Annotated in this window: 24 protein-coding genes; 15 read left to right on the top strand and 9 right to left on the bottom strand. The window is 67.4% G+C overall.

From position 1 onward, the window contains the following. Window positions 1-166: 166 nt before the first annotated feature. A complete protein-coding gene (gene ubiA, locus VF329_09285; GenBank protein ID HEX7081194.1) occupies window positions 167-1,015 on the top strand; it encodes a 4-hydroxybenzoate octaprenyltransferase in 849 nt (282 codons plus the stop codon). Here ubiA and VF329_09280 read toward each other — a convergent pair. Continuing rightward, window positions 976-1,773, bottom strand: coding sequence for a ComF family protein (locus tag VF329_09280; protein HEX7081193.1), 798 nt, complete (start codon window positions 1,771-1,773; stop codon window positions 976-978). The genes ubiA and VF329_09280 overlap by 40 nt on opposite strands. Before the next feature lie 69 nt (window positions 1,774-1,842). Between VF329_09280 and bioB the strand changes: the two genes are divergently transcribed. From bioB to VF329_09245, 7 genes are all read left to right on the top strand, one after another. After that, complete coding sequence (bioB, locus tag VF329_09275; GenBank protein HEX7081192.1) at window positions 1,843-2,853, top strand: biotin synthase BioB; 1,011 nt, start codon at window positions 1,843-1,845, stop codon at window positions 2,851-2,853. Between the two features lie 96 nt (window positions 2,854-2,949). Beyond that, window positions 2,950-3,840 carry a methyltransferase domain-containing protein gene (locus VF329_09270; GenBank protein ID HEX7081191.1) on the top strand — a complete coding sequence of 297 codons (891 nt, stop codon included), beginning with the start codon at window positions 2,950-2,952 and terminating at the stop codon, window positions 3,838-3,840. Window positions 3,841-3,993: 153 nt separating this feature from the next. Next, window positions 3,994-4,809, top strand: coding sequence for a cytochrome c oxidase subunit II (gene coxB, locus VF329_09265; protein ID HEX7081190.1), 816 nt, complete (start codon window positions 3,994-3,996; stop codon window positions 4,807-4,809). 58 nt (window positions 4,810-4,867) lie between these two features. Continuing rightward, complete coding sequence (ctaD, locus tag VF329_09260; protein ID HEX7081189.1) at window positions 4,868-6,451, top strand: cytochrome c oxidase subunit I; 1,584 nt, start codon at window positions 4,868-4,870, stop codon at window positions 6,449-6,451. Then, window positions 6,448-6,618, top strand: coding sequence for a hypothetical protein (locus VF329_09255; GenBank protein ID HEX7081188.1), 171 nt, complete (start codon window positions 6,448-6,450; stop codon window positions 6,616-6,618). The genes ctaD and VF329_09255 overlap by 4 nt, the downstream gene beginning before the upstream one ends. A gap of 10 nt (window positions 6,619-6,628) precedes the next feature. Continuing rightward, window positions 6,629-7,144 carry a cytochrome c oxidase assembly protein gene (locus tag VF329_09250; protein ID HEX7081187.1) on the top strand — a complete coding sequence of 172 codons (516 nt, stop codon included), beginning with the start codon at window positions 6,629-6,631 and terminating at the stop codon, window positions 7,142-7,144. Between the two features lie 28 nt (window positions 7,145-7,172). After that, window positions 7,173-8,048: a cytochrome c oxidase subunit 3 gene (locus tag VF329_09245; GenBank protein ID HEX7081186.1), complete on the top strand. Its 876-nt coding sequence runs from the start codon at window positions 7,173-7,175 to the stop codon at window positions 8,046-8,048. A gap of 207 nt (window positions 8,049-8,255) precedes the next feature. Here VF329_09245 and VF329_09240 read toward each other — a convergent pair whose 3' ends face one another. Continuing rightward, window positions 8,256-8,480 carry a twin transmembrane helix small protein gene (locus VF329_09240; GenBank protein HEX7081185.1) on the bottom strand — a complete coding sequence of 75 codons (225 nt, stop codon included), beginning with the start codon at window positions 8,478-8,480 and terminating at the stop codon, window positions 8,256-8,258. A gap of 46 nt (window positions 8,481-8,526) precedes the next feature. On the opposite strand from VF329_09240, the gene VF329_09235 reads away from it, so the two are divergent. Genes VF329_09235 through VF329_09205 form a run of 7 tightly spaced genes read left to right on the top strand, consistent with a single transcriptional unit; the run spans window position 8,527 to window position 15,605 of the window. After that, window positions 8,527-9,264 carry an SURF1 family protein gene (locus tag VF329_09235; GenBank protein ID HEX7081184.1) on the top strand — a complete coding sequence of 246 codons (738 nt, stop codon included), beginning with the start codon at window positions 8,527-8,529 and terminating at the stop codon, window positions 9,262-9,264. Next, on the top strand, window positions 9,261-9,839 hold the full coding sequence (locus tag VF329_09230) for a hypothetical protein (GenBank protein HEX7081183.1): 579 nt from the start codon (window positions 9,261-9,263) through the stop codon (window positions 9,837-9,839). The genes VF329_09235 and VF329_09230 overlap by 4 nt, the downstream gene beginning before the upstream one ends. Further along, window positions 9,839-10,813 (top strand): COX15/CtaA family protein, encoded by a 975-nt coding sequence (locus tag VF329_09225; protein ID HEX7081182.1) that lies wholly within the window; start codon window positions 9,839-9,841, stop codon window positions 10,811-10,813. Before VF329_09230 ends, VF329_09225 begins: the two co-directional genes overlap by 1 nt. Continuing rightward, window positions 10,785-11,699 (top strand): heme o synthase, encoded by a 915-nt coding sequence (cyoE, locus tag VF329_09220; GenBank protein HEX7081181.1) that lies wholly within the window; start codon window positions 10,785-10,787, stop codon window positions 11,697-11,699. The genes VF329_09225 and cyoE overlap by 29 nt, the downstream gene beginning before the upstream one ends. A gap of 30 nt (window positions 11,700-11,729) precedes the next feature. Next, window positions 11,730-13,883, top strand: coding sequence for a DNA helicase II (gene uvrD / locus VF329_09215; protein ID HEX7081180.1), 2,154 nt, complete (start codon window positions 11,730-11,732; stop codon window positions 13,881-13,883). 13 nt (window positions 13,884-13,896) lie between these two features. Continuing rightward, a complete protein-coding gene (gene trkA / locus VF329_09210) occupies window positions 13,897-15,273 on the top strand; it encodes a Trk system potassium transporter TrkA (GenBank protein HEX7081179.1) in 1,377 nt (458 codons plus the stop codon). A 14-nt stretch (window positions 15,274-15,287) separates the two neighbouring features. Then, on the top strand, window positions 15,288-15,605 hold the full coding sequence (locus tag VF329_09205) for a bacterial transcriptional activator domain-containing protein (protein HEX7081178.1): 318 nt from the start codon (window positions 15,288-15,290) through the stop codon (window positions 15,603-15,605). 25 nt (window positions 15,606-15,630) lie between these two features. On the opposite strand, the gene VF329_09200 is transcribed toward VF329_09205, so the two are convergent. From VF329_09200 to azu, 7 genes are all read right to left on the bottom strand, one after another. Further along, window positions 15,631-15,903 carry a hypothetical protein gene (locus VF329_09200; protein HEX7081177.1) on the bottom strand — a complete coding sequence of 91 codons (273 nt, stop codon included), beginning with the start codon at window positions 15,901-15,903 and terminating at the stop codon, window positions 15,631-15,633. A 55-nt stretch (window positions 15,904-15,958) separates the two neighbouring features. Further along, complete coding sequence (locus VF329_09195) at window positions 15,959-16,324, bottom strand: cytochrome C oxidase subunit IV family protein (protein HEX7081176.1); 366 nt, start codon at window positions 16,322-16,324, stop codon at window positions 15,959-15,961. A 12-nt stretch (window positions 16,325-16,336) separates the two neighbouring features. Beyond that, entirely contained in the window at window positions 16,337-17,032 is a 696-nt protein-coding gene (locus tag VF329_09190; protein ID HEX7081175.1) for a heme-copper oxidase subunit III family protein, read from the bottom strand. A gap of 136 nt (window positions 17,033-17,168) precedes the next feature. Next, entirely contained in the window at window positions 17,169-17,861 is a 693-nt protein-coding gene (locus VF329_09185) for a cytochrome c oxidase subunit 3 (protein ID HEX7081174.1), read from the bottom strand. A gap of 24 nt (window positions 17,862-17,885) precedes the next feature. Continuing rightward, window positions 17,886-19,628: a cbb3-type cytochrome c oxidase subunit I gene (locus VF329_09180; protein ID HEX7081173.1), complete on the bottom strand. Its 1,743-nt coding sequence runs from the start codon at window positions 19,626-19,628 to the stop codon at window positions 17,886-17,888. 80 nt (window positions 19,629-19,708) lie between these two features. Further along, window positions 19,709-21,061 (bottom strand): c-type cytochrome, encoded by a 1,353-nt coding sequence (locus VF329_09175; GenBank protein ID HEX7081172.1) that lies wholly within the window; start codon window positions 21,059-21,061, stop codon window positions 19,709-19,711. Window positions 21,062-21,225: 164 nt separating this feature from the next. After that, the gene (gene azu, locus VF329_09170) at window positions 21,226-21,672 is read right to left on the bottom strand and encodes an azurin (protein ID HEX7081171.1); all 447 of its coding nucleotides are present in this window, start codon (window positions 21,670-21,672) and stop codon (window positions 21,226-21,228) included. Window positions 21,673-21,841: the final 169 nt, after the last annotated feature.

The raw sequence follows: 21,841 nt of genomic DNA, 5'->3' as shown, positions 1-21,841 counted from the left end.
GGAGCCCGCGCGCCGCGGACGGTCGACTAGAATGGCGCGGATGAACGTGGAGGTGGACTGGCGCGCGCTCGCGGCCTCGCTGTGGGCGCGGACTCAGGCCCGCTCGAGATGGCTGCTCTACCATCTCGAGCTGATCCTCGATCACTACTCGAAGTACGGGCGCCTGATGCGCCTGCACCGGCCGATCGGCATCTGGCTGCTCCTTTGGCCGACTCTGTGGGCGCTGTGGCTCGCCGGCGCCGGGCGACCGGACGAGAAGGTCTTCATCGTCCTCGTGCTCGGCACGATCGTCACGCGCTCGGCCGGCTGCATCATCAACGACCTCGCGGACCGCAAGATCGACCCGCACGTGCGGCGCACGGCGGACCGCCCGCTCGCGACCGGCGAGGTGGCGCCGGCCGAGGCGCTGATCCTGTTCGTCGGTCTGATGCTGGTCGCGCTCGGCCTCGTGCTGACGTTGAACCAGCTGACGCTCTGGCTCGCCGTCGCGGGCGCCGTGCTCGCAGTGCTCTATCCTTTTGCGAAGCGGGTGCTCGCGACGCCGCAGTTCGTCCTCGGCCTCGCGTTCGCCTGGGGCGTGCCGATGGCGTACGCGGCGCAGCTCGGCTCCGTCCCGCGCCTCGGATGGCTGCTGTTCGTCGCGTCGATCAGCTGGGTCGTGATCTACGACACGCAGTACGCGATGGTCGATCGCGAGGACGATCTCAGAATCGGCGTGAACTCGACCGCGATCCTCTTCGGCGACATGGACCGGGCGTTCATCGCCGGGCTGCAGGCGCTCTTCTTCGCGAGCATGCTGCTCGTCGGGCGCAGCGCGGAGCTCGGCCCGTGGTACTACGGCGGCCTCGGTCTCGCCGCGCTGCTCGCGCTTTATCAGCTCTATCTGATTCGCCACCGCGAGCCCGAAGGCTGCTTTCGCGCGTTCCTGAACAACGCGTGGCTCGGCGGCTGCGTGTTCCTCGGCATCCTCCTCGATTACGTGTTCGTCCGCGCCGGGACGCCGCCCGCGTCCTGACGCGCGGCGCCCGCAGCGTCCCGGGGGCCCCCGCGTCGGCCTCCGCCGGCGTGAGCGGTGCCCGGCACCGTGCGGGCGACCGCGATCGCCTCCACGCGAACGGCGCCCGCGGCCCGCAGCACGGCCGCGAGCGCGTTCACCGTGGACCCCGTAGTGATCACGTCGTCGACGACGGCGATTCGACGGCCCGGAAGCGGGCGCAGCGCGCGGAACGCGTGAGCGACGTTCGCGCGCCTCGCGCGGGCGCCGAGACGAGATTGCGCGGGCGCGGGCCGGACGCGCGACACGGCGGCGAGCTCGATCCTCAGGCCGAGCTCCGCCGCGAGCGCCTGTGCGATCTCGACGGCCTGGTTGTACCCGCGCCGGAGCAGCCGCTCGCGGTGCAGCGGCACCGGCACGAGCGTGTCGGCCGCGAGGCCGCCGTCGGCCAGCGCCGCGGCGACCGGTTCCGCGAGAAGCAGACCGAGCGCACGGCCGAGCATGCGGCCGTGGCCGAACTTCAGCGCCTGCAGGTAATGATCGAGCGGGAAACAGTACTCGAGCGGCGCGATCATCCGCTCGACGTGCCACGCCGCCGCCTCGCGCGGGCAGCGGCGCACCGGCGACGGCAAGCCGCAAATGCCGCACGGCCGCGAGATCGGCCGAAGCTCGGCGGCGCACCCGTGACAGAATCCGGCCTCGCTCGGCCCCCGGCAGGCCGGGCAGACCTCGGTGAAGGCGGCGCACAGAAACGCCGCGATTGCGGCGCGCTTCGTCAAGTTGACACCCCTCGGTGCGGTTCTGATACTGCCAGCCTCCCGCACGACGGCGAACGGAGCGAGCCGGGAATGTCCACCGTCGAACAGGAAATCCGCATCAACGGCATCGCGGTCGGCGTGCATCCGCGCACCGATTGGACTTGCGACGAGGTTCGCTCGCTGTTCGACGCGCCACTGATCGATCTCGTGCATGCGGCGCAAACCGTGCACCGCCGCCATTTCGACCCGAACGCCGTTCAGGTGTCGACGCTGCTGTCGATCAAGACGGGCGCCTGCCCCGAGGATTGCGCCTACTGCCCGCAAAGCGTCCGTTACGACACGGGAGTCCCCGTGCACGATCTGATGCCGCTCGCCGAGGTCCGGCGCGCGGCCGAGCGGGCGAAAGCCGCCGGCGCCACGCGCTTCTGCATGGGCGCCTCGTATCGCGGGCCGAAGGACGGGCATCTCGGTCCCATCATCGAGATGATACGTGAGGTGAAAGCGCTCGGCCTCGAGACGTGCGCAACGCTCGGCCTGCTTCGCGACGGCCAGGCCGAGCGCCTCGCCGAAGCCGGTCTCGATTACTACAACCACAACCTCGACACGTCCGAGGCCTTCTATCCGCAGATCATCACGACACGCACGTTCGGCGACCGGCTCGAGACGCTGCGGCGCGTGCGCGCGGCCGGCCTCAAGGTCTGCTGCGGCGGCATTCTCGGCCTCGGTGAAGCGCGGTCCGATCGGATCGAGATGCTGCAGACGCTCGCGACGCTCGCGCCGCACCCGGAGAGCGTCCCGATCAACCGGCTCGTGAAGGTGCCCGGCACGCCGCTCGAGGCCGCCGACGACGTCGACGCCTTCGAGTTCGTCCGCACCGTCGCCGTCGCGCGCCTCCTGATGCCGGCGTCCCACGTCCGGCTTTCCGCCGGCCGGACGGACTTCAGCGACGAGATGCAGGCGCTGTGCTTCCTTGCCGGCGCAAACTCGATTTTCTATGGAGAGAAGCTGCTCACGACGGAGAATCCGAGCGCCGCGGACGACGACGCGCTGTTCGCGCGGCTCGGCTTGCGGCGAGAGCGGCGCGCGGGCGAAGCGGTATAGCGCGCCGCGCGCCGCGCGCCCGCGCCGGCTCCGAGCCGGCCGTGTGCCGTCCCCGCGCCGCGCCTCGCGCCGCGGCGTCCGCCCGTCGGCGCGCGCATGAGCCCCGCCTCGCTCGAGGACGTGCTGCCCGATCCGCGGGCCGCACGGCGGGCGTTCGACCGGGCCGCCGAGACGTTCGACGCGGCCAGCGTCGTGCACGACGAGGCGCGCGATCGCCTCGTCGGGCGCCTCGAGCTGATGCGGCTCTCGCCGGCGGTGATCGTCGATCTCGGCTCCGGCCTCGGCGCGGGTGCTCGGCAGCTTCGGGCCCGCTTCCCGGACGCCCGCCTCCTCGCGGTCGACTGGAGCCTGCCGATGCTCGCGGCCGGACGGGCGCGCGGCACGCCCGCCGCGCCGATCGCCGGCGCGGCCGAGCGCCTGCCGCTGAAAAATGGCCAAGTGGACCTCATTTTCGCTAATATGCTGCTCCCCTGGAGCAGGCCCGAGCGGTTGTTCAGGGAAGCGGCGCGGACGCTGACGCAGGGCGGCCTGCTGTTGTTCTCGACTTTGGGACCCGACACGCTCGAGCAGCTGCGCCGCGCGTGGGCGGCCGTGGACGATCGCGTGCACGTGCACGCGTTCGTCGACATGCACGACCTCGGCGATCTCGCTGTTGCGTCCGGGCTCGCCGAGCCCGTCGTCGACGTGGATCGAATGGAGCTTCGATACAGGGACGTACACTCAGTGATCCGAGACTTGCGTTCTTGCGGCGCCGTGAACGTCGCCGCCGGCCGTCGGCGCGCGTTGACGGGCCGCGCGCGGTGGGCCGGCTTCGAGCGGGCGCTCGAGTCCGGCCGGCATGCGGGCCGCTTTCCCGTGACGGTGGAGCTGATCCTCGGCCATGCATGGGGCAGCGGCCGTGCGCCGCTCGCGCGCCGAGGACGCGCGCCCGGCGAGGTCGGCGTCGCGCCCGAGGACATCGGCATCATGCGAAGGCGGCCGCGATGACGGCGCGCCGTGATCGAACGCACACCGTCTGCGACGCAGTCCGCACGAATGCGACGCGGCCTATAGGTGGAAGCCGAAACCCAGCCGGAAAGAGCGCTTTGTTAAGATCTCTTTGCCCGCCCTCTATTCATTGTTGCTGTTGAAATCACCGTGATGAACATAAAGTCAGGCCCCGTTGCGGCCGCTCTCGCGGTGCTGGCCGTCCTCTTCGCCTCGCCCGTGTGGGCGGATTTCGAGGTCAACATGCCCCGCGGAGTGACGACGATCAGCCGCGAGGTTTACGGGCTGCACATGCTGATCCTCTGGGTGTGCGTGGTCATCGGCATCGCCGTCTACACGGCGATGATCGTCGCGATGATCCGCTATCGAAAGAGCCGCAACCCGACACCGGCTAAGTTCTCGCACAACACCACGGCGGAGGTTCTCTGGACGGCCATTCCGGCCGTGATTCTCGTGCTGATGGCGATCCCGGCGGCGGAGTCCCTCGTGCGCATCGAGGACACCAGGGACTCGGAGCTCACGATCAAGATCACCGGATATCAGTGGCGATGGCATTACGACTACATCGACGAGGATGTGTCGTTCTTCAGCGCGCTCGCCCGCGAAAGCAACGCCGCTCGCCGTCGCGGCTCCGGGATCGACCCGTACGGCGTCGACCACTATCTGCTCGACGTGGACAACCCGCTCGTCGTGCCCGTCGACACGAAGGTACGGCTGCTGATCACGGCGGCGGACGTCGTGCACGCGTGGTGGGTGCCGGATTTCGCGGTCAAGAAGGATGCGATACCGGGATTTGTGAACGAGTCGTGGTTCCAGGCCACCGAGGAGGGCACGTTCCGCGGGCAGTGCGCGGAGCTGTGCGGAATGGATCACGGGTACATGCCGATCGTCGTACAGGTCGTGAGCAAGGAAAAGTTCGACGAGTGGCTGTCGGAGCAGGCGCGTCCCGCCCTGTCGCAGGCGGACTGACAGAGCGCATGAGGGGCCCGCTGGGGGCAACGCCCGGAGGTTTAGGAGAGTTTTCGAAATGAGCACGACTGCGATCGACGTCCACGCCGGCCACCGCCCGAAAGGCGTGCTGCCGTGGATCCTGCGTTGGATCACCACGACCAACCACAAGGACATTGGCACCCTGTATCTGGTGTTCAGCCTGCTGATGTTCTTCGTCGGCGGCAGCATGGCGCTCGTGGTTCGGGCGGAGCTGTTCCAGCCCGGGCTTCAGTTCGTCGACCCCTATTTCTTCAATCAGATGACGACCGTGCACGCGCTGATCATGATTTTCGGCATGATCATGCCCGCGTTCGCCGGGTTCGCGAACTGGATGGTGCCGTTGATGATCGGCGCGCCGGACATGGCGCTGCCGCGCCTGAACAACTGGTCGTTCTGGCTGCTGCCGTTCGCCACGGCGATGCTGCTCCTCACGTTCTTCCTTCCGGGCGGCGCTCCGGCCGCCGGCTGGACGATGTATCCGCCGCTGTCCACGCAAGCCGGCGCCTCGTTCCCGTTCATGATCTTCGCCGTTCACCTGCTCGGCATCTCTTCGATCATGGCGTCGATCAACATCATCGTCACGATCATGAACTTGCGCGCCCCCGGCATGACTCTGATGAAGATGCCGATGTTCGTGTGGACGTGGCTGATCACGGCATACCTGATGCTGCTCGCGATGCCGGTGCTCGCGGGGGCCGTCACGATGCTCCTCACGGACCATTTCTTCGGCACGAGCTTTTTCCGGGCCGCGGGCGGCGGCGACCCGGTGATGTATCAGCACATCTTCTGGTTCTTCGGGCACCCGGAGGTCTACATCATCATCATGCCGGCCTTCGGGATCATCTCCCAGGTGATTCCGACCTTCTCGCGCAAGCCGCTGTTCGGTTACGCGGCGATGGTGTACGCCACCGCAAGCATCGCGTTCCTGTCGGCGATCGTGTGGTCGCACCACATGTTCACCGTCGGCATGCCGCTCGCCGGTCAGCTCTTCTTCATGCTGACGACGATGATCATCGCGATTCCGACCGGCGTGAAGATCTTCAATTGGACGGCGACGATGTGGAAAGGCTCGCTGACCTTCGAGACGCCGATGCTGTTCGCGATCGGATTTCTGTTTCTGTTCACGCTCGGCGGGTTCTCTGGCCTGATGGTCGCGATCGTGCCGGCCGACTTCCAGTACCACGACACGTATTTCGTGGTCGCCCACTTCCACTACGTGCTCGTGCCCGGCGCGCTGTTCGGCGCGTTCGCGGGCGCCTACTACTGGCTGCCGAAATGGACCGGCCACATGTATGACGAGCGCCTCGGGAAGCTGCACTTCTGGCTCACGGCGATCTTCGTGAACGTCACGTTCTTCCCGCAGCACTTCCTCGGCCTCGCCGGCATGCCGCGCCGCATCCCCGACTACGCGGTGCAGTTCGCGGACTTCAACGCGATCTCGAGCATCGGAGCGTTCGGGCTCGGCCTCGCGCAGCTGATCTTCGTGTGGGTGATCATCAAGTGCATCCGGGGCGGCGAGAAGGCGACGGACCGCGTCTGGGAAGGCGCGGAAGGGCTCGAATGGACGGTCCCCTCGCCGGCGCCTCACCACACGTTCCAGACGCCGCCGGTGGTGAAATGATCGCGCACACGGCAGGCCCGATGAACGGCGAGCGGCGCGATCCCGACGACGTCGAGGCGCGGCGCTCGAAGGCGCGCGCGAACGCCCGGCTGCTCGCGTTGCTCGCGCTCGCGTTCTACGTGGGTTTCATCCTTCTGGGCCTCGTGAAGGGCATCTTCCCCGCCTGAGGATCGAGACATGCGCCACCGTGAGTTGACGATCAAGCTCGCCCTGCTCGGCGTCGCGATGTTCGGGTTCGGCTTCGCGCTCGTGCCCCTCTACGACGTCTTCTGCGATATCACGGGCCTCGGCGGCCGCACGTCGAACGTCGCCCAGCAGGTCACCGAGAACGTCGACGTCGACCGGACGGTGAGAGTGGAATTCGTCGGCGCAACCGCGGCGGGCTCGCCGTGGGAGTTCCATCCCACCGTCAGCCACGTCGACGTCCACCCCGGGCGGATTTACGAGACGTCCTACTACGCGCGTAACCTCACCGGCACTCCGCTGACCGGGCAGGCCGTGCCGAGCGTGTCCCCGGGGACGGCCGCCAAGTACTTCAAGAAAGTGCAGTGCTTCTGCTTCACGAGCCAGGATTTCGACGCGAGGGAGGGACGCGACATGAAGGTCGTGTTCCTGATCGATCCGGAGCTGCCGGAGTACATCGACACCGTGACCCTCGGTTATACGTTCTTCACGCTCGACGGGCAGTCGTAAACCCTTTATCGAAGAGATCCGAATCGACATGAGCGCCGTGACTCATCCCGACTCCCACTACTACGTCCCGCATGGGACTCGTTGGCCGATCCTCGGCTCGATCGGCCTGTTCTCCCTCGCGTTCGGCTTCAGTCTCTGGCTCAACGGGCTCGGCGCCGGCACTTGGGTGGCCGTGTTCGGTGCCGCCGTGCTGACGGTCATGCTCGTCGGCTGGTTCGGCACCGTGATCGGCGAGAGCGAGAAGGGTCTTTACAACGACCAGGTCGACCGCTCGTTCCGCTGGGGGATGAGCTGGTTCATATTCTCCGAGGTCGTGTTCTTCGGCGCCTTTTTCGGCGCCCTGTTCTATGCGCGCCAGCTGGCGGTGCCGTGGCTCGCCGGCGAGGGCAACAACTTCTACACGAATCTGCTGCTTTGGGAAGGGTTCGAGAACGCGTGGCCGTCCGCGGGCCCGGCCGGGCCCGCGGAGTTCGAGACGATCCCGGCGTGGGGCGTCCCGGCGCTGAACACGGCGATCCTGCTGACGAGCGGTGTGACCTTGACCGTCGCGCACCACATGCTGCGCGCGAACAAGCGGCTCGGCACGGCCGTGTGGCTCGCGGCGACGTTCCTGCTCGGCTTCCTGTTCCTCGGCCTGCAGGCCAAGGAGTACGTGCACGCGTACACCGAGCTGAACCTCCAGCTCGACACCGCCGGCATCTACGGGTCGACGTTCTTCATGCTCACCGGCTTCCACGGCTTCCACGTGCTGGTCGGCTCGATCATGTTGACGATCATCTGGCTGCGCGTGCTGCGCGGGCATTTCACGCCGGATCGGCATTTCGCGTTCGAGGGAGTGGCCTGGTATTGGCACTTCGTCGACGTGGTCTGGCTCGGGCTGTTCATCTTCGTCTACTGGCTCTGACCGTCGAGCACGGCGCCCGGCCTGCCGGGTCGCCCGGCGCTCGGTCGTGCGGCAGCGCTTCGAGGTCCTTTGGCGGCCTCGGGCGCGCCCGTTGGCGCTTCGGGTTGCGGGCCTCGAACGGCTCGGGATCGGCGATTCGCGCTCGGCGAGCTTCCGCGCCGGCAATGCGCTCGTCGCGCCCGGCCTCGGCGTGTCGAATCGGGCCGCCTACGGGTGCGGAGGCGGGGCGGCGGGCTGCAGGCCATGGGGCTCGATGAGCCCCGTGTACCAGGCGATCATCAACAGGACGAACAGCAGCACGGAAAGGCCGACGCGGACCGTCAGCGCGTTGACGACGTTGCTCGATCGCCGCCCGGGGCGCACGAGAAAGACGAGCGCGACCGCGAGGCTCGTGAGGACAGCGACGAACATGGCGATGAGGATGAGGTCCAACAGGCGGCTCCCGGGCTAGGCGACTCCGGAGCGTACCATTCTAAACGTGACCCCGACCGATCGAAGCTCGCGTCGTCGCCCGGTGGTCGCGGTCGTGCTGCTCGCCGCCGTGGCGGCCGCGTGCGTCGCGCTCGGCTTTTGGCAGATCGAGCGCGCGGAGGCGAGCCGGTCCACCGCGGAGCGCTTCGCGGCCGCCGCGCGGCTGCCCGCGCTCGACGCGCCGCCGGATGTGCCGGTGGACGAGATCCGATACCGCCGCCTCGAGGTGCGCGGCCGCTACGTGCCCGAGCGGCAGTTTCTGGTCGACAATGTGGTGCGCGACGGGGTCGCGGGCTACTACGTGCTGACGCCGTTCTCGCCGGCCGGGGGCGGGCGCTGGCTGATCGTGAACCGCGGCTGGGTCGAGGCCGATCCCGACCGGAGCGTGCTGCCGGAGGTTCGGGTCCCGTCGGCCGAGCGGCAGGTCGAGGGCCTCGTCGACTCGCTTCCGGCGCCGGGCCTGCGGCTCGGGGATCCGGCGCCGCCGCCGGCGGGGGCTTCCGTGGCCGTCGTCAGCTACCCGACGATGGCCGATCTCGAGCAGGCGCTCGGACGGCCGCTGCTCGACTATCAGCTGCTGCTCGATCCGTCCGCGCCGGACGGCTTCGAGCGCGTATGGACGGTTCGCGTGATGAGCCCGGCCAGGCACATCGGCTACGCGGTGCAATGGTGGCTGTTCGCCGCGATCGCGGCCGGCGCCGCATGCGCCGTCGGGTGGCGCGGGCTGCGACGGAGACATCGATGAGACCACGTTTCAAAATCGAGCTGCTGCTCGTCGCGCTGCTCTGCTTCGGGCCGGTCGTGGCCGCGTACGTTCTCTACTACTACGGTGCGCCGCGGGCGCTGCCCCGTCTCGCGAACGAGGAGCGGCTGCTGCTCGATCCGGTGGTGCCGCTCCCGCCGCTCGCGGGCCGGGAGGCGAGCGGGGAAGCCGTCGAGAATCTGTGGGCACGGCCGCTGTGGTCGCTGATTTACGCGCGCACGTCGCCGTGCGACGAGCGGTGCGGCGCCGACCTCGTCCGGCTGCGCCAGGTCCATGCCGCGCTCGGGCGCGACCAGAGCCGCGTCCGGCTCGTCTACGTCGGCCCGGGGGCCGATCCGGGCGCGGCGAAGGCCGTTGCCGTCGGCAGCTTCGATGCCGGCGGGGGTGCGCGCCTCTTGGAGCTGCTTCAGGACATCGGGCAGCCGCCGGGCGAGCGAGGGCGGATCTACGTCGCGGATCCGCACGGCAATCTCGTGTTGAGTTATCCTCCGGACGCCCGGCAGAAAGGCCTTTACGATGACCTCGAGCGGCTCCTCGACGTGTCCAGGATAGGGTGATGCAGCGGCTGTTCCTGCGGCTCGCCCGGTTCGGCGCGGCTCTCGCGCTCGTGGTCGTCACGGTCGGCGCCTGGGTGCGGCTGACCGACGCGGGGCTCGGGTGCCCGGACTGGCCCGGATGCTACGGGCGCCTGGTGGTCGTCGGCGACGGGCTCGCCGTGGATCCCGACGTCGAGCAGCAATTCGGCCGTCCGCTAGAAGCCTCGAAGGCCTGGCGGGAAATGTTCCACCGCTACCTCGCGAGCACGCTGGGGCTCGTCTGCGTGGCGCTTGCCGTCATCGCGTGGCGGAACCGAAAGGACCCGGCGCAGCCGCGCGGTGTGCCGCTCGCGCTCGTCGGCCTCGTCGTCTTTCAAGGCCTGCTCGGCATGTGGACGGTGACGCTGCTGCTGAAGCCGATCGTCGTCGTCGGGCACCTGCTCGGCGGGCTCGCGACGCTGTCGCTGCTGTTCTGGCTCGCGCGCGGCCACCCCGCGCCGCTCCCCGCGACGGGGCGTTTGAAGGCTCTCGCGGCGGTCGCGGCCGGCGCCCTGATCCTGCAGATCGCGTTGGGCGGCTGGACGAGCGCGAACTACGCGGCACTCGCCTGCCCCGACTTCCCGACCTGCCAGACGCAATGGTGGCCGCAGCTTGCCGATTTCCGCGAGGCCTTCGTGCTCTGGCGCGGGATCGGCATCGATTACGAGGGCGGCGTCCTCGATCACCCGGCACGGGTCGCCGTGCACTTCACGCACCGGCTCGGGGCGATCGGCGCGGCCACGCTGCTGATCGCGCTCGGCGTCGCGCTCGTCCGCCGGCCGGAGGGCCGCGCCGCCGGCGCCGCGGTGCTCGGGGCGCTGGCCGTGCAACTCACGCTGGGCGCGAGTATCGTGCTGCTCGGCGTTCCGCTTTCGGTCGCGGTGGCTCACAACGGCGGGGCGGCCGTGCTGCTGTTGACGGTGGTCAATGCTCTCAAGAGGATTCACGAACGCTGAGGCGGCACCGAGGGCCGGCTGGCGCGATTATTACGCGCTGACGAAGCCGGGCGTGGTGCAGCTGCTCGTGTTCACGGCGATCGTCGGCATGTTTCTCGCCACGCCGGGCATGGTGCCGTGGGACGTGCTCGTCTTCGGGAGCCTCGGCATCGCGCTCGCCGCCGCCTCGGCCGCGGCCGTGAACCATGTGCTCGATCAGCGGATCGACGCGGCCATGGCGAGGACGCGGTTTCGCCCGCTGCCGTCCGGGCGCGTGACCGAGCGCGACGCGCTTGCGTTCGCGCTCGCGCTCGGCCTGGCCGGCATCGGCATGCTCGCGCTGCTCGTGAATGCATTGACGGCGGCGCTCACGTTCCTGTCGCTGATCGGTTATGCCGTCGTCTACACCGTCTATCTGAAGCGCGCCACGCCGCAGAACATCGTCATCGGCGGTGCCGCGGGCGCGGCTCCGCCGGTGCTCGGGTGGGCCGCGGTGACGAACGACGTCAGCGGGTACGCGCTTCTGCTGTTCCTGATCATCTTCACGTGGACGCCGCCGCACTTCTGGGCGCTCGCCATCGCTCGGCGTGCCGACTACGAGAAGGCCGAGATCCCGATGTTCCCGGTCGCGTACGGCGAGGAGCTCACGAAATCGTTCGTGATCTACTACACGATCCTGTTGATCGTCGTGTCGGTTCTGCCGTATCTCACCGGCATGAGCGGGAAGCTCTACCTGCTCGGCGCGCTCGCGCTCGGAGCGGGTTTCCTGGGCTATGCGTTGCGCTTGAAGTTCGCGCCGCAGCCGGGAACGGCGATGCGTACGTTCGGGTACTCGATCACCTACCTGATGGCGCTCTTCACGTTTCTCCTCGCCGATCACTACATTCCCGTGATCTGGCCCGAGTGAGGCCGACGGCAGGGAGCCCCGTCGTTCGCCATGGACATCACCGACATCCTCGATCCGCTGAACGAGGCGCAGCGCGAGGCCGTCACGGTCGGCAACGAGCCGACGCTCGTGCTCGCCGGGGCCGGCAGCGGCAAGACGCGCGTGCTCGTGCACCGCGTCGCGTGGCTCGTGCGGGTCGAAGGCTGTGCGCCGCAGCACATCCTCGCCGTCACCTTCACGAACAAGGCGGCGAGCGAGATGCGGCGCCGCATTGAGGCCCTGCTCGGCTACCCCACCCGCAACCTGTGGATCGGCACGTTTCACGGCCTTGCGCATCGGCTGCTCCGGATCCACGCCCGCGACGCCGGATTGCCGGAGACGTTTCAGATCATGGATTCCGACGATCAGCTGCGCATGATCCGCCGGATGATCAAGTCGATGGGCCTCGACGAGCACGAATGGTCGCCCCGCGACGTGCAGTGGTTCATCAACTCGCAGAAGGACGAAGGTGCACGGGCGGCCGATCTCCGCGACGAGGGCAACGCCGGCAGGCGCCGCATGATTTCGCTCTACGCCCGCTACGAGGCACTGTGCACGGAAGCCTCCGTCGTCGACTTCGGCGAGCTGCTGCTGCGCACGCTCGAGCTTCTGCGGGACCGGCCGGATCTGCTCGCGCAGTACCGGGCCCGCTTCGAGCATCTGCTCGTCGACGAGTTCCAGGACACGAACGCGATTCAGTATCGATGGCTGAAGCTGCTCGCGGGCGACACGGGAGTTCCGTTCGTCGTCGGCGACGACGATCAGTCGATTTACCGTTGGCGCGGCGCCCGCGTCGAGAACCTCTACCGTTTCCAGAAGGACTTCGCCGGCGCGCGCCTCGTCCGGCTCGAGCAGAACTACCGCTCGACGGCCACGATCCTGAACGCCGCAAACGCGGTCATCGCGAACAACGCCGGGCGCCTGGGCAAGAACTTGTGGACCGACGGCGGCTCCGGCGACCCGATCAAGCTCTACGCCGCGTTCAACGAGCGTGACGAGGCCGAATTCGTCGTGAGCCGCATTCAAGACGCGGTTGCCTCCGGCGAGAGGAGGCGGGATCTCGCCGTGCTCTACCGCTCGAACGCGCAGTCGCGGGTTTTCGAGGAGGCGCTCCTCGCAGCCGGAATCCCGTACCGCGTCTACGGCGGCATGCGCTTCTTCGAGCGGGCCGAGATCAAGGATGCGCTCGCCTATCTTCGGCTGATCGCGAACCGCGACGACGATGCTTCGTTCGAGCGGGTGGTGAACATGCCTCCGCGCGGCGTCGGCGCCCGCACGCTCGACACCGTCCGCGCCGAGGCGCGCGCGGCCGGCACGAGCTTGTGGCGCGCGGCCGCGTCCGTCATTGCCGAAGAGGTGCTGCCCAAGCGCTCGAGCCGCGCCCTTTGGGACTTCCTCCGCTTGATCGACGAGCTCGACCGCGACACCCGCGGCTCGACCTTGCACGAGCAGGTCGCGCACGTGGTCGAGACGAGCGGGCTGATCGCGCATTACGGGAAGGAGCCCCATGGCGGCGGCGAGGCGCGAGTGGAGAACCTCGAGGAGCTCGTGAACGCCGCGCGAGACGCGCTGGTCGGCGAGGACCCGGACGTGCCGCCGCTCCTCGAGTTCCTCGCCTATGCCGTGCTCGAGTCCGGCGACGTTCAGGCGGGCCCCTTCGAGGACAGCGTGCAGCTGATGACGATGCACTCCGCGAAGGGGCTCGAGTTCGAATGGCTCTTCATGTGCGGAATGGAGGACGGCCTTTTTCCGCATCAGCGCTCGTTGAACGATCCGGACGGGCTCGAGGAGGAGCGGCGGTTGTGCTACGTGGGGCTGACCCGGGCGAAGCGGCGCCTCTACCTGACCTATGCCGAGCAGCGGCGCCTGCACGGCATCGAGAGCTACTCCGTGCCTTCACGGTTCCTTCGCGAGATCCCGCCCGAGCTTCTCGAGGAGGTGCGGCCGACGATGGCCGTGTCGAGGCCGGTTTTCCAGCGCTCCGGTGCCCGCGACGGCGGTCCGGCCGGGATCCGTTTGGGGCAGCGCGTCCGCCACGGCAAATTCGGCGAAGGCGTCGTGCTGAACTCGGAAGGCAGCGGGGCGCACGCCCGCGTGCAGGTGAACTTCGAGCAGAGCGGCACGAAATGGCTCGTCGTCGCGTATGCGAATCTCGAGCTGATGTAGACTGCCCATCCCCATGAACATACTGATCCTCGGCGCCGGCCAAGTCGGCACCACCGCCGCTTACAGCCTCGCGCGCGAGGAGGCGAACGAGGTCACGATCGTCGACCGCAATCCCGAGGTGCTGCGCGAGCTCCAGGACCGGCTCGACGTTCGCACCGTCATCGGCAACGCGGCGTACCCGGAGGTGCTCGAGCGCGCCGGCGCGAAAGACGCGGACATGATCATCGCGCTCACCGACAGCGACGAGATCAACATGATCGCGTGTCAGATCGCGTACACGCTGTTTCGAACGCCGACGAAGATCGCGCGGATTCGGGCCGGCGAGTACATGCGCCATCCGGAGCTCTTCGCCACGGACTGCCTGCCCGTCGATGTTCGGATCAGCCCGGAGGCGCTCGTCACCGAGCACATCGAGCAGCTGATCCACTTCCCCGGCGCGCTTCAGGTGCTCGAGTTCGCGAACGGCCGCGTGCGGCTCGTGGCGGCGCGCGCGCACCGCGGCGGCGCCCTCGTCGGCCGGCCGCTCCGCGAGCTGCCGCAGCACGTGCCGAACGTCGAGAGCCGGGTGGTGGCGATCTATCGCGGCGGCCGCGGCATCATCCCCGACGGCGACACGGTCGTCGAAGAGGGCGACGAGGTCTTCTTCATCGCCGCCCGCAAGGACATCCGTACGCTGCTGAGCGAGATGCGCAAGCTCGACGAACCGGTACGGCGCGTCGTGATCGCGGGCGGCGGCAACATCGGCCTGCGCCTGGCGAAGGCGCTCGAGACGACCAACAACGTGAAGGTCATCGAGCGCGGATGGGATCGCGCCCGGGAGATCTCCGAGCAGCTGAACAAGGCCATCGTGCTGCACGGCGACGCGGCCGACGAGGAGCTTCTCCTCGAGGAGAACATCGACAGCGCGGACGTCTTCGTCTCCGTCACGAACGCCGAGGAAGCCAACATCCTTTCCGCGATGCTCGCGAAGCGGCTCGGCGCGCACAAGGTCATGGCGCTGATCAACAAGCCCGCCTACGCGGAGCTCGTCGAAGCGGGCACGATCGACATCGCGATCTCGCCGCAGCAGATCACGCTCGGCACGCTGCTCGCGCACGTGCGCCGCGGCGACGTCGTCAAGGTGCACTCGCTCCGCCGGGGCGCGGCAGAGGCGATCGAGGCCGTGGCGCACGGCAACCCGCGCGAGTCGAACGTCGTCGGGCGCGCGATCGGGGACATCAGGCTGCCGCGTGGCGCGACGATCAGCGCGGTGGTTCGCGGCGACCGGGTGATGATGGCGCATCGCGACACCGTCATCGAGGCCGACGACCACGTGATCCTGTTCATGGCCGACCGGCGTCAGATCGACGAGGTGGAACGTCTGTTCGAGGTCGGCGTATCGTTCGTCTGAGGACGGGAACGCCGATGGACATGACGTCGAATCTCGAAGCGCTGATCGCGAGCGGCAAGGATAGCGCGATGGTTCGCCTCGCTCTCGCGTCGCGCTACTGGGAGGCCGGGGACCTCGAGCGCGCATTGCCGCACGCCGAGGCCGCCGTCGAGAAGGACCCGGAGTACTCGGCGGCGTGGAAGCTGCTCGGCAAGATTCTCGGCGCGGCCGGCCGCGAGGGCGAGGCGATCGCGGCGTATCGCCGCGGGATCGAGGTCGCCGAGCGTCGCGGCGACCGTCAGGCTGCGAAGGAGATGCAGGTATTCTTGAAGCGGCTGACCCCGCGCGCCTGAGCGGCGGCGGCTCGGCCCGGCCGCATCAGTCGCGCCGGCTCTTCCGCTCGGCCCGCGTCCCGCGGATCCAGACGACGGCGCCGAACACGAACAGGGTTACGGCGACCGTCGCGAACGGCGTCGGGGGCAGCCAGACCGGGAACGGCTTCTGGCCCGTGAAGTACGGCGCCGTGAGACGCGAGACGATCCAGGCGAGCGGCAGCCCGAGGAGAATGCCGAACGCCATTCTCGGGTTGCGTTGCCACACCAGCCCCCACAGCACCAGCATGACGACCAGGGCGATCAGCCAAAGCAGCATCGTGTCTCTCCGGGCTCCACGTTGAACGGAACTGCGCGCGCCGTCGGGCGACGCGTCAATGGTGCTCCTCGGCCGGGGCTTCGATCGGCGGAGGCGCCGAGAAGAAGTCGATGCGGGTGAGCAGCGTGTAGTCGCCTTCCACGGCCATCAGGCCGATCAGCACGAGGAGCACGACCGGGGGACCGAGGATCGCGAAGATCAGCGCGAGCCTCTCCCAGGCCATGTGCATGAAGATCGCGACGATGAAGCCGGCCTTGATGATCATGAAGATGACGATCAGCGCCGTGCGAAACCAGCCGTGCTCGAGAAAATCCGCGAGGTAAGAGCCGGTGCTGAACACGAACAATAGCCCCCAGATCCACAGATAGATGCTGAGAGGGTGCTGTTGCCCGTGGGTTTCCTCCTTATGGGTCGTTGCCATCTGCCGTGCCCCTTACCAAAGATAGAACAATGCGAAAATGAAAACCCAGACGAGATCGACGAAGTGCCAGTAGAGGCCGGCGATCTCCACGATCTCGTAGTTGCCGCCGACGCGCTCGTAGTGGCCGCGCAGCACTCTCATCGCGACGATCACGAGATAGACGACCCCCGCCGAAACGTGCAGGCCGTGAAACCCGGTGATCATGAAGAACGAGGCGCCGAATTGCTCCGCGCCGAGCGGGTTGCCCCAGGGACGCACGCCCTCGTGCAGGATCGCGCTGGTCCATTCGAACGCCTGCATCGCGACGAAGGTCGCGCCGAATCCGGCCGTGATCAGCATCAGCGCGGTGGTCCTCACACGGTCGCGCCGATAGCCGTAGTTCACCGCGAGCGCCATCGTGCCGCTGCTCGTGATGAGCACGAAGGTCATGATCGCGATCAGCCCGAGGGGGTATTCGTTGCCGAATATCGCGAGTGGGAACACCTCGCTCGCGCTCGGCCATTGCACGGGCGTCGAGATGCGCACGTTCATGTAAGAGGTGAGGAAGCACGTAAAGATGAACGTGTCGCTGAGCAGGAAGATCCACATCATCGCCTTGCCCCAAGGCACCTGGAACGTCTGCTTGTCCGACGCCCAGTCCGAGACGATGCTCTGCCAGCCTTCCGCGGATTCGGTGTCCGCGACTGCGCTCACCCCTTCGTGCACCATGGCTAGTGTTTCCTCGCTGTGTGCCGTGATCGGTATCGAAATCGGCCGCTCGTGCAGCCCCGTCGGCGCGCAAAAGACGCCGGCCTTGCCGCTGCGAGGCGGCCGGAAGACGTGATCCGGTGTCCCGCGCCGAACGTCATGTCGAGAGGAGCAGCCAGAACAACGCAAGCCATACGACGAGCAGGAAGTGCCAGTACGTCGTGCAAAGCTCGACGCTCGTGCGGAGCTTCGCCGCAGTGACGACGTCGGACGGATCGACGTGCAGCCGCATTCGGTGCGCGGCTCGAGCGAGGACCGCGAGGCCGCCGAGCAAGTGCAGGCCGTGCACGGCCGTCAGCAGGATGAAGAAGGCGTAGGCCGGAGTCTCGGGCCCGTAGAGCTCGGTGGACGCGAGGATCTGCCAGGCCCAGAGCTGCCCGACCAGGAACACGAGAGTCAGCGCCCCGCCCGCGAGGAAGCTCCTGCGCGCGGCCGGAATGTTCGCGCGGCCGGCCGCGCCGCGTGCGCGCTGCATCGCGACGCTGGCGAGCACGAGCACGGCCGTGTTGAGCCACAGCACGCTCGGATCGTCCACCGCAACCCATTCCTGCATGCCGCCGCCGTGGCCGTGATCCTTGCGCATGATGTATGCGCCGATGAAGACGAGAAACAGGCTCGACACCATGCCGAGGAAGACCCACAGTCCGACCTTCGGCGCCGACGACGTGAGCCCTTCCTGGCTCCCCGAAAGAATCCCCTGCTCCATCCACGGCTTCGTCTTCAGGCGCTGCACGAGGAACCACCACACGGTGATTCCCGTGAGCATTGCGATGACGAGCGCGCTCAGCATGGCTTCGGGCCTCCGGTCGATGCCTCAGGTCGCGTGCGCCGTCCGCTCCCGCGGCGGCTCGTTCTGCGGAATGAAGTCACGGTTCGCGCCGGGCACGCTGTAATCGTACGCCCAGCGGTAGACCACCGGCAGCTTCGGCCCCCAGTTGCCGTGGCGCGGCGGCGTGTCCGGCGTCTGCCATTCGAGCGTCGTGGCCCGCCACGGGTTCGACTCCGCCTGCTTGCCCTTCCTCAGGCTGTAGACGACGTTGATGAGGAAGATCATCTGTGCCGTGGCGACGATGATCGCCGCGATCGTGATGCTCTCGTTCACGAGCACGCCCGACGGCGGCAGCACCTGCGTGTCGCCGTAGGCGTAGTAGCGGCGCGGCATGCCGAGAATGCCGAGATAGTGCATCGGCAGGTAGATGGCATACGTGCCGAGGAAGGTCATCCAGAAGTGGATCTTGCCGAGCATCTCGTTCGCCATCTTGCCCGTGATCTTCGGGAACCAGTGGTAGATGGCGCCGAACAGCACCATGACCGGCGACACGCCCATGACCATGTGGAAGTGCCCGATCACGAAATAGGTATCCGACAGCGGCAAGTCGACCGTGACGTTGCCGAGGAAGAGGCCCGTGAGGCCGCCGTGCACGAACGTGAAGATGAACCCGGTGGCCCAAAGCATCGGCAGGTTGAAGTGGATGTCGCCGCGCCAGAGCGTCAGCACCCAGTTGTACACCTTGATGGCCGTCGGCACCGCGATGATCAGCGTCGTCGTCGCGAAGAAGAATCCGAAGTAGGGATTCATGCCGCTCACGTACATGTGGTGGGCCCACACGACGAACGAGAGCGCGCCGATCGCGACGATGGCCCACACCATCATCCGATAGCCGAAGATGTTCTTCCTTGCGTGCGTGGACAGGAGATCGGAAACGATCCCGAACGCCGGCAGCGCGACGATGTAGACCTCGGGATGGCCGAAGAACCAGAAGAGGTGCTGGAAGAGGATCGGGCTGCCGCCCTCTCTGCCGGTCTCTTGACCCATCGAGAGCAGCGCCGGCATGAAGAAGCTCGTGCCGATCAGGCGGTCGAGCAGCATCATGATGGCCGCGACGAGGAGCGCCGGGAAGGCGAGCAGGCCGAGAATCGTGGCGACGAAAATGCCCCACACCGAGAGCGGCATCCGCATCAGCGTCATGCCGCGACAACGCGCCTGGAGCACGGTAGTGACGTAGTTGAGCCCGCCCATCGTGAACGCGACGATGAAGATCGCGAGCGAGGCGAGCATCAGAATGATGCCCCAGTCGACTCCCGGCGTGCCCTCCGAGATCGCCTGCGGCGGGTACAGCGTCCAACCGGCGCCGGTGGGGCCGCCCGGTGCGAAGAAGCTCGCGACGAGCACGATAACCGACAGCAGATACACCCAGAAGCTCAGCATGTTCATGTACGGGAACACCATGTCGCGCGCGCCGCACATCAACGGAATCAGGTAGTTGCCGAAGCCTCCGAGGAACAGCGCCGTCAGCAGGTAAATGACCATGATCATTCCGTGCATGGTCACGAACTGGTAATAGCTGTACGGCGTGATGAAGGAAAACGTGTCCGGAAAGCCGATCTGCAGCCGCATCAGCAGCGACAGTCCCAGAGCAATCAGGCCGGCGGCGATCGCGACGCTTCCGTATTGAATCGCGATGACCTTGTGGTCCTGGCTCCAGATGTACTTCGTGATGAACGTATCGGGGTCGTGGAGATGGTGGTCCCGATCGGCGATTGCGACATAGGCCATCTAATGCATCCTCCCCCATGCCGCGCCGTCTGCCGGCGGCGGCCGGTGTCTCGTCAGTTCGCGCGCTGCGCTGCTTCGGTTCACAACGTGTTGATGTAAGCGACCACGTCCTGGAGCGACTGCTGGTCGCGGAGCGTGTTGACCAGCAACGTCATCTGCAAGCCGTAGAGGTCGCTCGCATGCGACCCGCGAATGCCCTGCTGAAAATTCTCGAGCTGCCGCAGCAGGTACCAGTCGCTCATTCCCGCGAGCCGCGGTGCGTTCGTGCTCCAGTTTCCCTGTCCGTCCGCGCCATGGCAGCCGGCGCACGTCGCGTAGAGCTCGCGGCCGCGCTCGGGATCGCCGATGACTGTGTCAGCCGCCGCCGGGTCGGGCAACGACGCGACGTAAGCCGCGACGTCGGCGAGCATCTGGTCGCTCGCGAGCGTGCGCGCCATCGGCGCCATCTGCGCACCGTAGATGTCGCGCGGATCGGCGCCGCGGATGCCCTCCTGGAAATGCCGGATCTGGCGCGTCAGGTACCAGGGCTCGATGCCGGCGATCCGCGGCGCGTTCAGTTGCTGATTGCCTTCGCCTTGCGGCCCATGGCAAGCGCTGCAGACCGCGTACGTCGCGGTGCCCGCGGCGGGATCGCCGGTCGGGAGCGCGAGAACCTCCGCGTAGGTCGGCTGCTCGGCGAGCCAAGCGTCGAAATCGGCCGTCTCGTCGACGACGACCCGCCCGCGCATCGCGAAATGCGCGAGGCCGCAAAGCTCCTCGCACAACAGCTCGTAGCTGCCGGCGCGCGTGGGCGTGAACCACTGGTAGGTCACCATGCCGGGCACGAGGTCCATCTTCGTGCGGAACTGCGGCACCGTGAAGTTGTGCAGCACGTCCGCCGACCTCAGCAGCATGTGGATCGGCTGGTCGACCGGGAGGTGAAGCTCCGGCCGGGCCACGAGGATGTCGTCCTGCCCGGCCGGGTCCTCGGGGTCCATGCCGAACGGGTTGTCGACGTTCATGTGGCGCACGTCGGTGCGCCCGAGCACCCCGTCCCCGCCCGGAAATCGGAAGCTCCAGTGCCACTGCTTGCCTAGCGCCTCGACGACCAGAGCGCCGTCCGGAACCCGGACGAAGTCGGCCCAGACGAAGAGGCCCGGCGTGAGCATGGCCGCGACGCCGAGCGCCGTGAACGCCGTGAGGCCGCCCTCGAGCTTCTTGCTCTCGGGCTCGTAGTGAGCCTTGTGGTCGCGCCGGTGACGGTAGCGGATCAGACAGTAGGCGGTGAACAGGTTGACTGCGACGAAGACGATGCCGCAGACCCAGAACGTGACGTCGACGGTGAAGTCGACGGTGCTCCAGTTCGACGCAAGGGGGGTGAAGTACCAGGGACTCGCGAAATGGAAAATGAGGGATCCGACGACCAACAGGACGATTACGACGGCTAAAGCCATACCCCATGCACCTTGCGTCTTGTAGGCGAACGGCTGCGCGATCGCCCGAGTTGCACAAAAGGTGTGCCGGTCCCTCTATGTCTTCTGCTGCTCTACTCCACTTCCAACTTCCCTGTTCAGAACGCTCCTCGCGAACTTCCTGTCCTGACCCGACCCGAGTCGACCTACTCGATGATGAACTTGCCGTTCATCAGCACGAAGTGCCCCGGAAACGTGCAGAAGTACGTGTAGTCGCCCCCCGGCTCCAGCTGCGAGAGGTCGAACGTGACCGACACTTCCTCACCGCCGCCGACCACCGCGCTGGCGGCGATCACGCGTTCGTCGTTCGCCGGGACGAAGTTGGGCGGCCCGGCTGCCTGGCCGGCCTGGGCGACCGGCATGAAGTCTTCCGTCTTCGTCAAAACCCAGTTGTGACCCATCACGTTCGCGGCCAGCATCCCTACGTGCCGCAGCGTGACGGTCACCATCTTACAATCGGCGCTGACCCGCAGCTCCTTCTTGTTGTACATGATCTGATCGTTGCCCTCGATCGTCAGCTCGCACTCCTGCGCGACGGCAGGCGCGGCGGCGATCAATCCGAGCAACCCGAGAAAAGCAGCGGCACGTGTCATGCAGTTCCCTCTTTATCGGCGAGTCGCAGCGTTCCTTCCCACTCGACCGATGTTAACAGACCGACGACGACCGGTCATGGCGCGAAAGCTACGGCCGCGATCGAGGCCCCGGGCCGTCGCGGCGAAGATCATTGCGGCGAAGCCTAGCGGTGTCAACGCCGCCGTTGGC

The organism is Gammaproteobacteria bacterium (genome assembly GCA_036381015.1).
Lineage (GTDB): Bacteria > Pseudomonadota > Gammaproteobacteria > Steroidobacterales > Rariloculaceae > ZC4RG20.
This window is presented reverse-complemented; position numbering and strand designations above follow the sequence as displayed.

What these genes read in the sequence shown, in the direction of transcription:
- ubiA (HEX7081194.1), top strand. Translation starts at nt 167, where the DNA reads ATGCGCCTGCACCGGCCGATCGGCATCTGGCTGCTCCTTTGGCCGACT.
- bioB (HEX7081192.1), top strand. Translation starts at nt 1,843, where the DNA reads ATGTCCACCGTCGAACAGGAAATCCGCATCAACGGCATCGCGGTCGGC.
- VF329_09270 (HEX7081191.1), top strand. Translation starts at nt 2,950, where the DNA reads ATGAGCCCCGCCTCGCTCGAGGACGTGCTGCCCGATCCGCGGGCCGCA.
- coxB (HEX7081190.1), top strand. Translation starts at nt 3,994, where the DNA reads ATGAACATAAAGTCAGGCCCCGTTGCGGCCGCTCTCGCGGTGCTGGCC.
- ctaD (HEX7081189.1), top strand. Translation starts at nt 4,868, where the DNA reads ATGAGCACGACTGCGATCGACGTCCACGCCGGCCACCGCCCGAAAGGC.
- VF329_09255 (HEX7081188.1), top strand. Translation starts at nt 6,448, where the DNA reads ATGATCGCGCACACGGCAGGCCCGATGAACGGCGAGCGGCGCGATCCC.
- VF329_09250 (HEX7081187.1), top strand. Translation starts at nt 6,629, where the DNA reads ATGCGCCACCGTGAGTTGACGATCAAGCTCGCCCTGCTCGGCGTCGCG.
- VF329_09245 (HEX7081186.1), top strand. Translation starts at nt 7,173, where the DNA reads ATGAGCGCCGTGACTCATCCCGACTCCCACTACTACGTCCCGCATGGG.
- VF329_09230 (HEX7081183.1), top strand. Translation starts at nt 9,261, where the DNA reads ATGAGACCACGTTTCAAAATCGAGCTGCTGCTCGTCGCGCTGCTCTGC.
- VF329_09225 (HEX7081182.1), top strand. Translation starts at nt 9,839, where the DNA reads ATGCAGCGGCTGTTCCTGCGGCTCGCCCGGTTCGGCGCGGCTCTCGCG.
- cyoE (HEX7081181.1), top strand. Translation starts at nt 10,785, where the DNA reads ATGCTCTCAAGAGGATTCACGAACGCTGAGGCGGCACCGAGGGCCGGC.
- uvrD (HEX7081180.1), top strand. Translation starts at nt 11,730, where the DNA reads ATGGACATCACCGACATCCTCGATCCGCTGAACGAGGCGCAGCGCGAG.
- trkA (HEX7081179.1), top strand. Translation starts at nt 13,897, where the DNA reads ATGAACATACTGATCCTCGGCGCCGGCCAAGTCGGCACCACCGCCGCT.
- VF329_09205 (HEX7081178.1), top strand. Translation starts at nt 15,288, where the DNA reads ATGGACATGACGTCGAATCTCGAAGCGCTGATCGCGAGCGGCAAGGAT.
- VF329_09200 (HEX7081177.1), bottom strand. Translation starts at nt 15,903, where the DNA reads ATGCTGCTTTGGCTGATCGCCCTGGTCGTCATGCTGGTGCTGTGGGGG.
- VF329_09195 (HEX7081176.1), bottom strand. Translation starts at nt 16,324, where the DNA reads ATGGCAACGACCCATAAGGAGGAAACCCACGGGCAACAGCACCCTCTC.
- VF329_09190 (HEX7081175.1), bottom strand. Translation starts at nt 17,032, where the DNA reads ATGGTGCACGAAGGGGTGAGCGCAGTCGCGGACACCGAATCCGCGGAA.
- VF329_09185 (HEX7081174.1), bottom strand. Translation starts at nt 17,861, where the DNA reads ATGCTGAGCGCGCTCGTCATCGCAATGCTCACGGGAATCACCGTGTGG.
- VF329_09180 (HEX7081173.1), bottom strand. Translation starts at nt 19,628, where the DNA reads ATGGCCTATGTCGCAATCGCCGATCGGGACCACCATCTCCACGACCCC.
- VF329_09175 (HEX7081172.1), bottom strand. Translation starts at nt 21,061, where the DNA reads ATGGCTTTAGCCGTCGTAATCGTCCTGTTGGTCGTCGGATCCCTCATT.
- azu (HEX7081171.1), bottom strand. Translation starts at nt 21,672, where the DNA reads ATGACACGTGCCGCTGCTTTTCTCGGGTTGCTCGGATTGATCGCCGCC.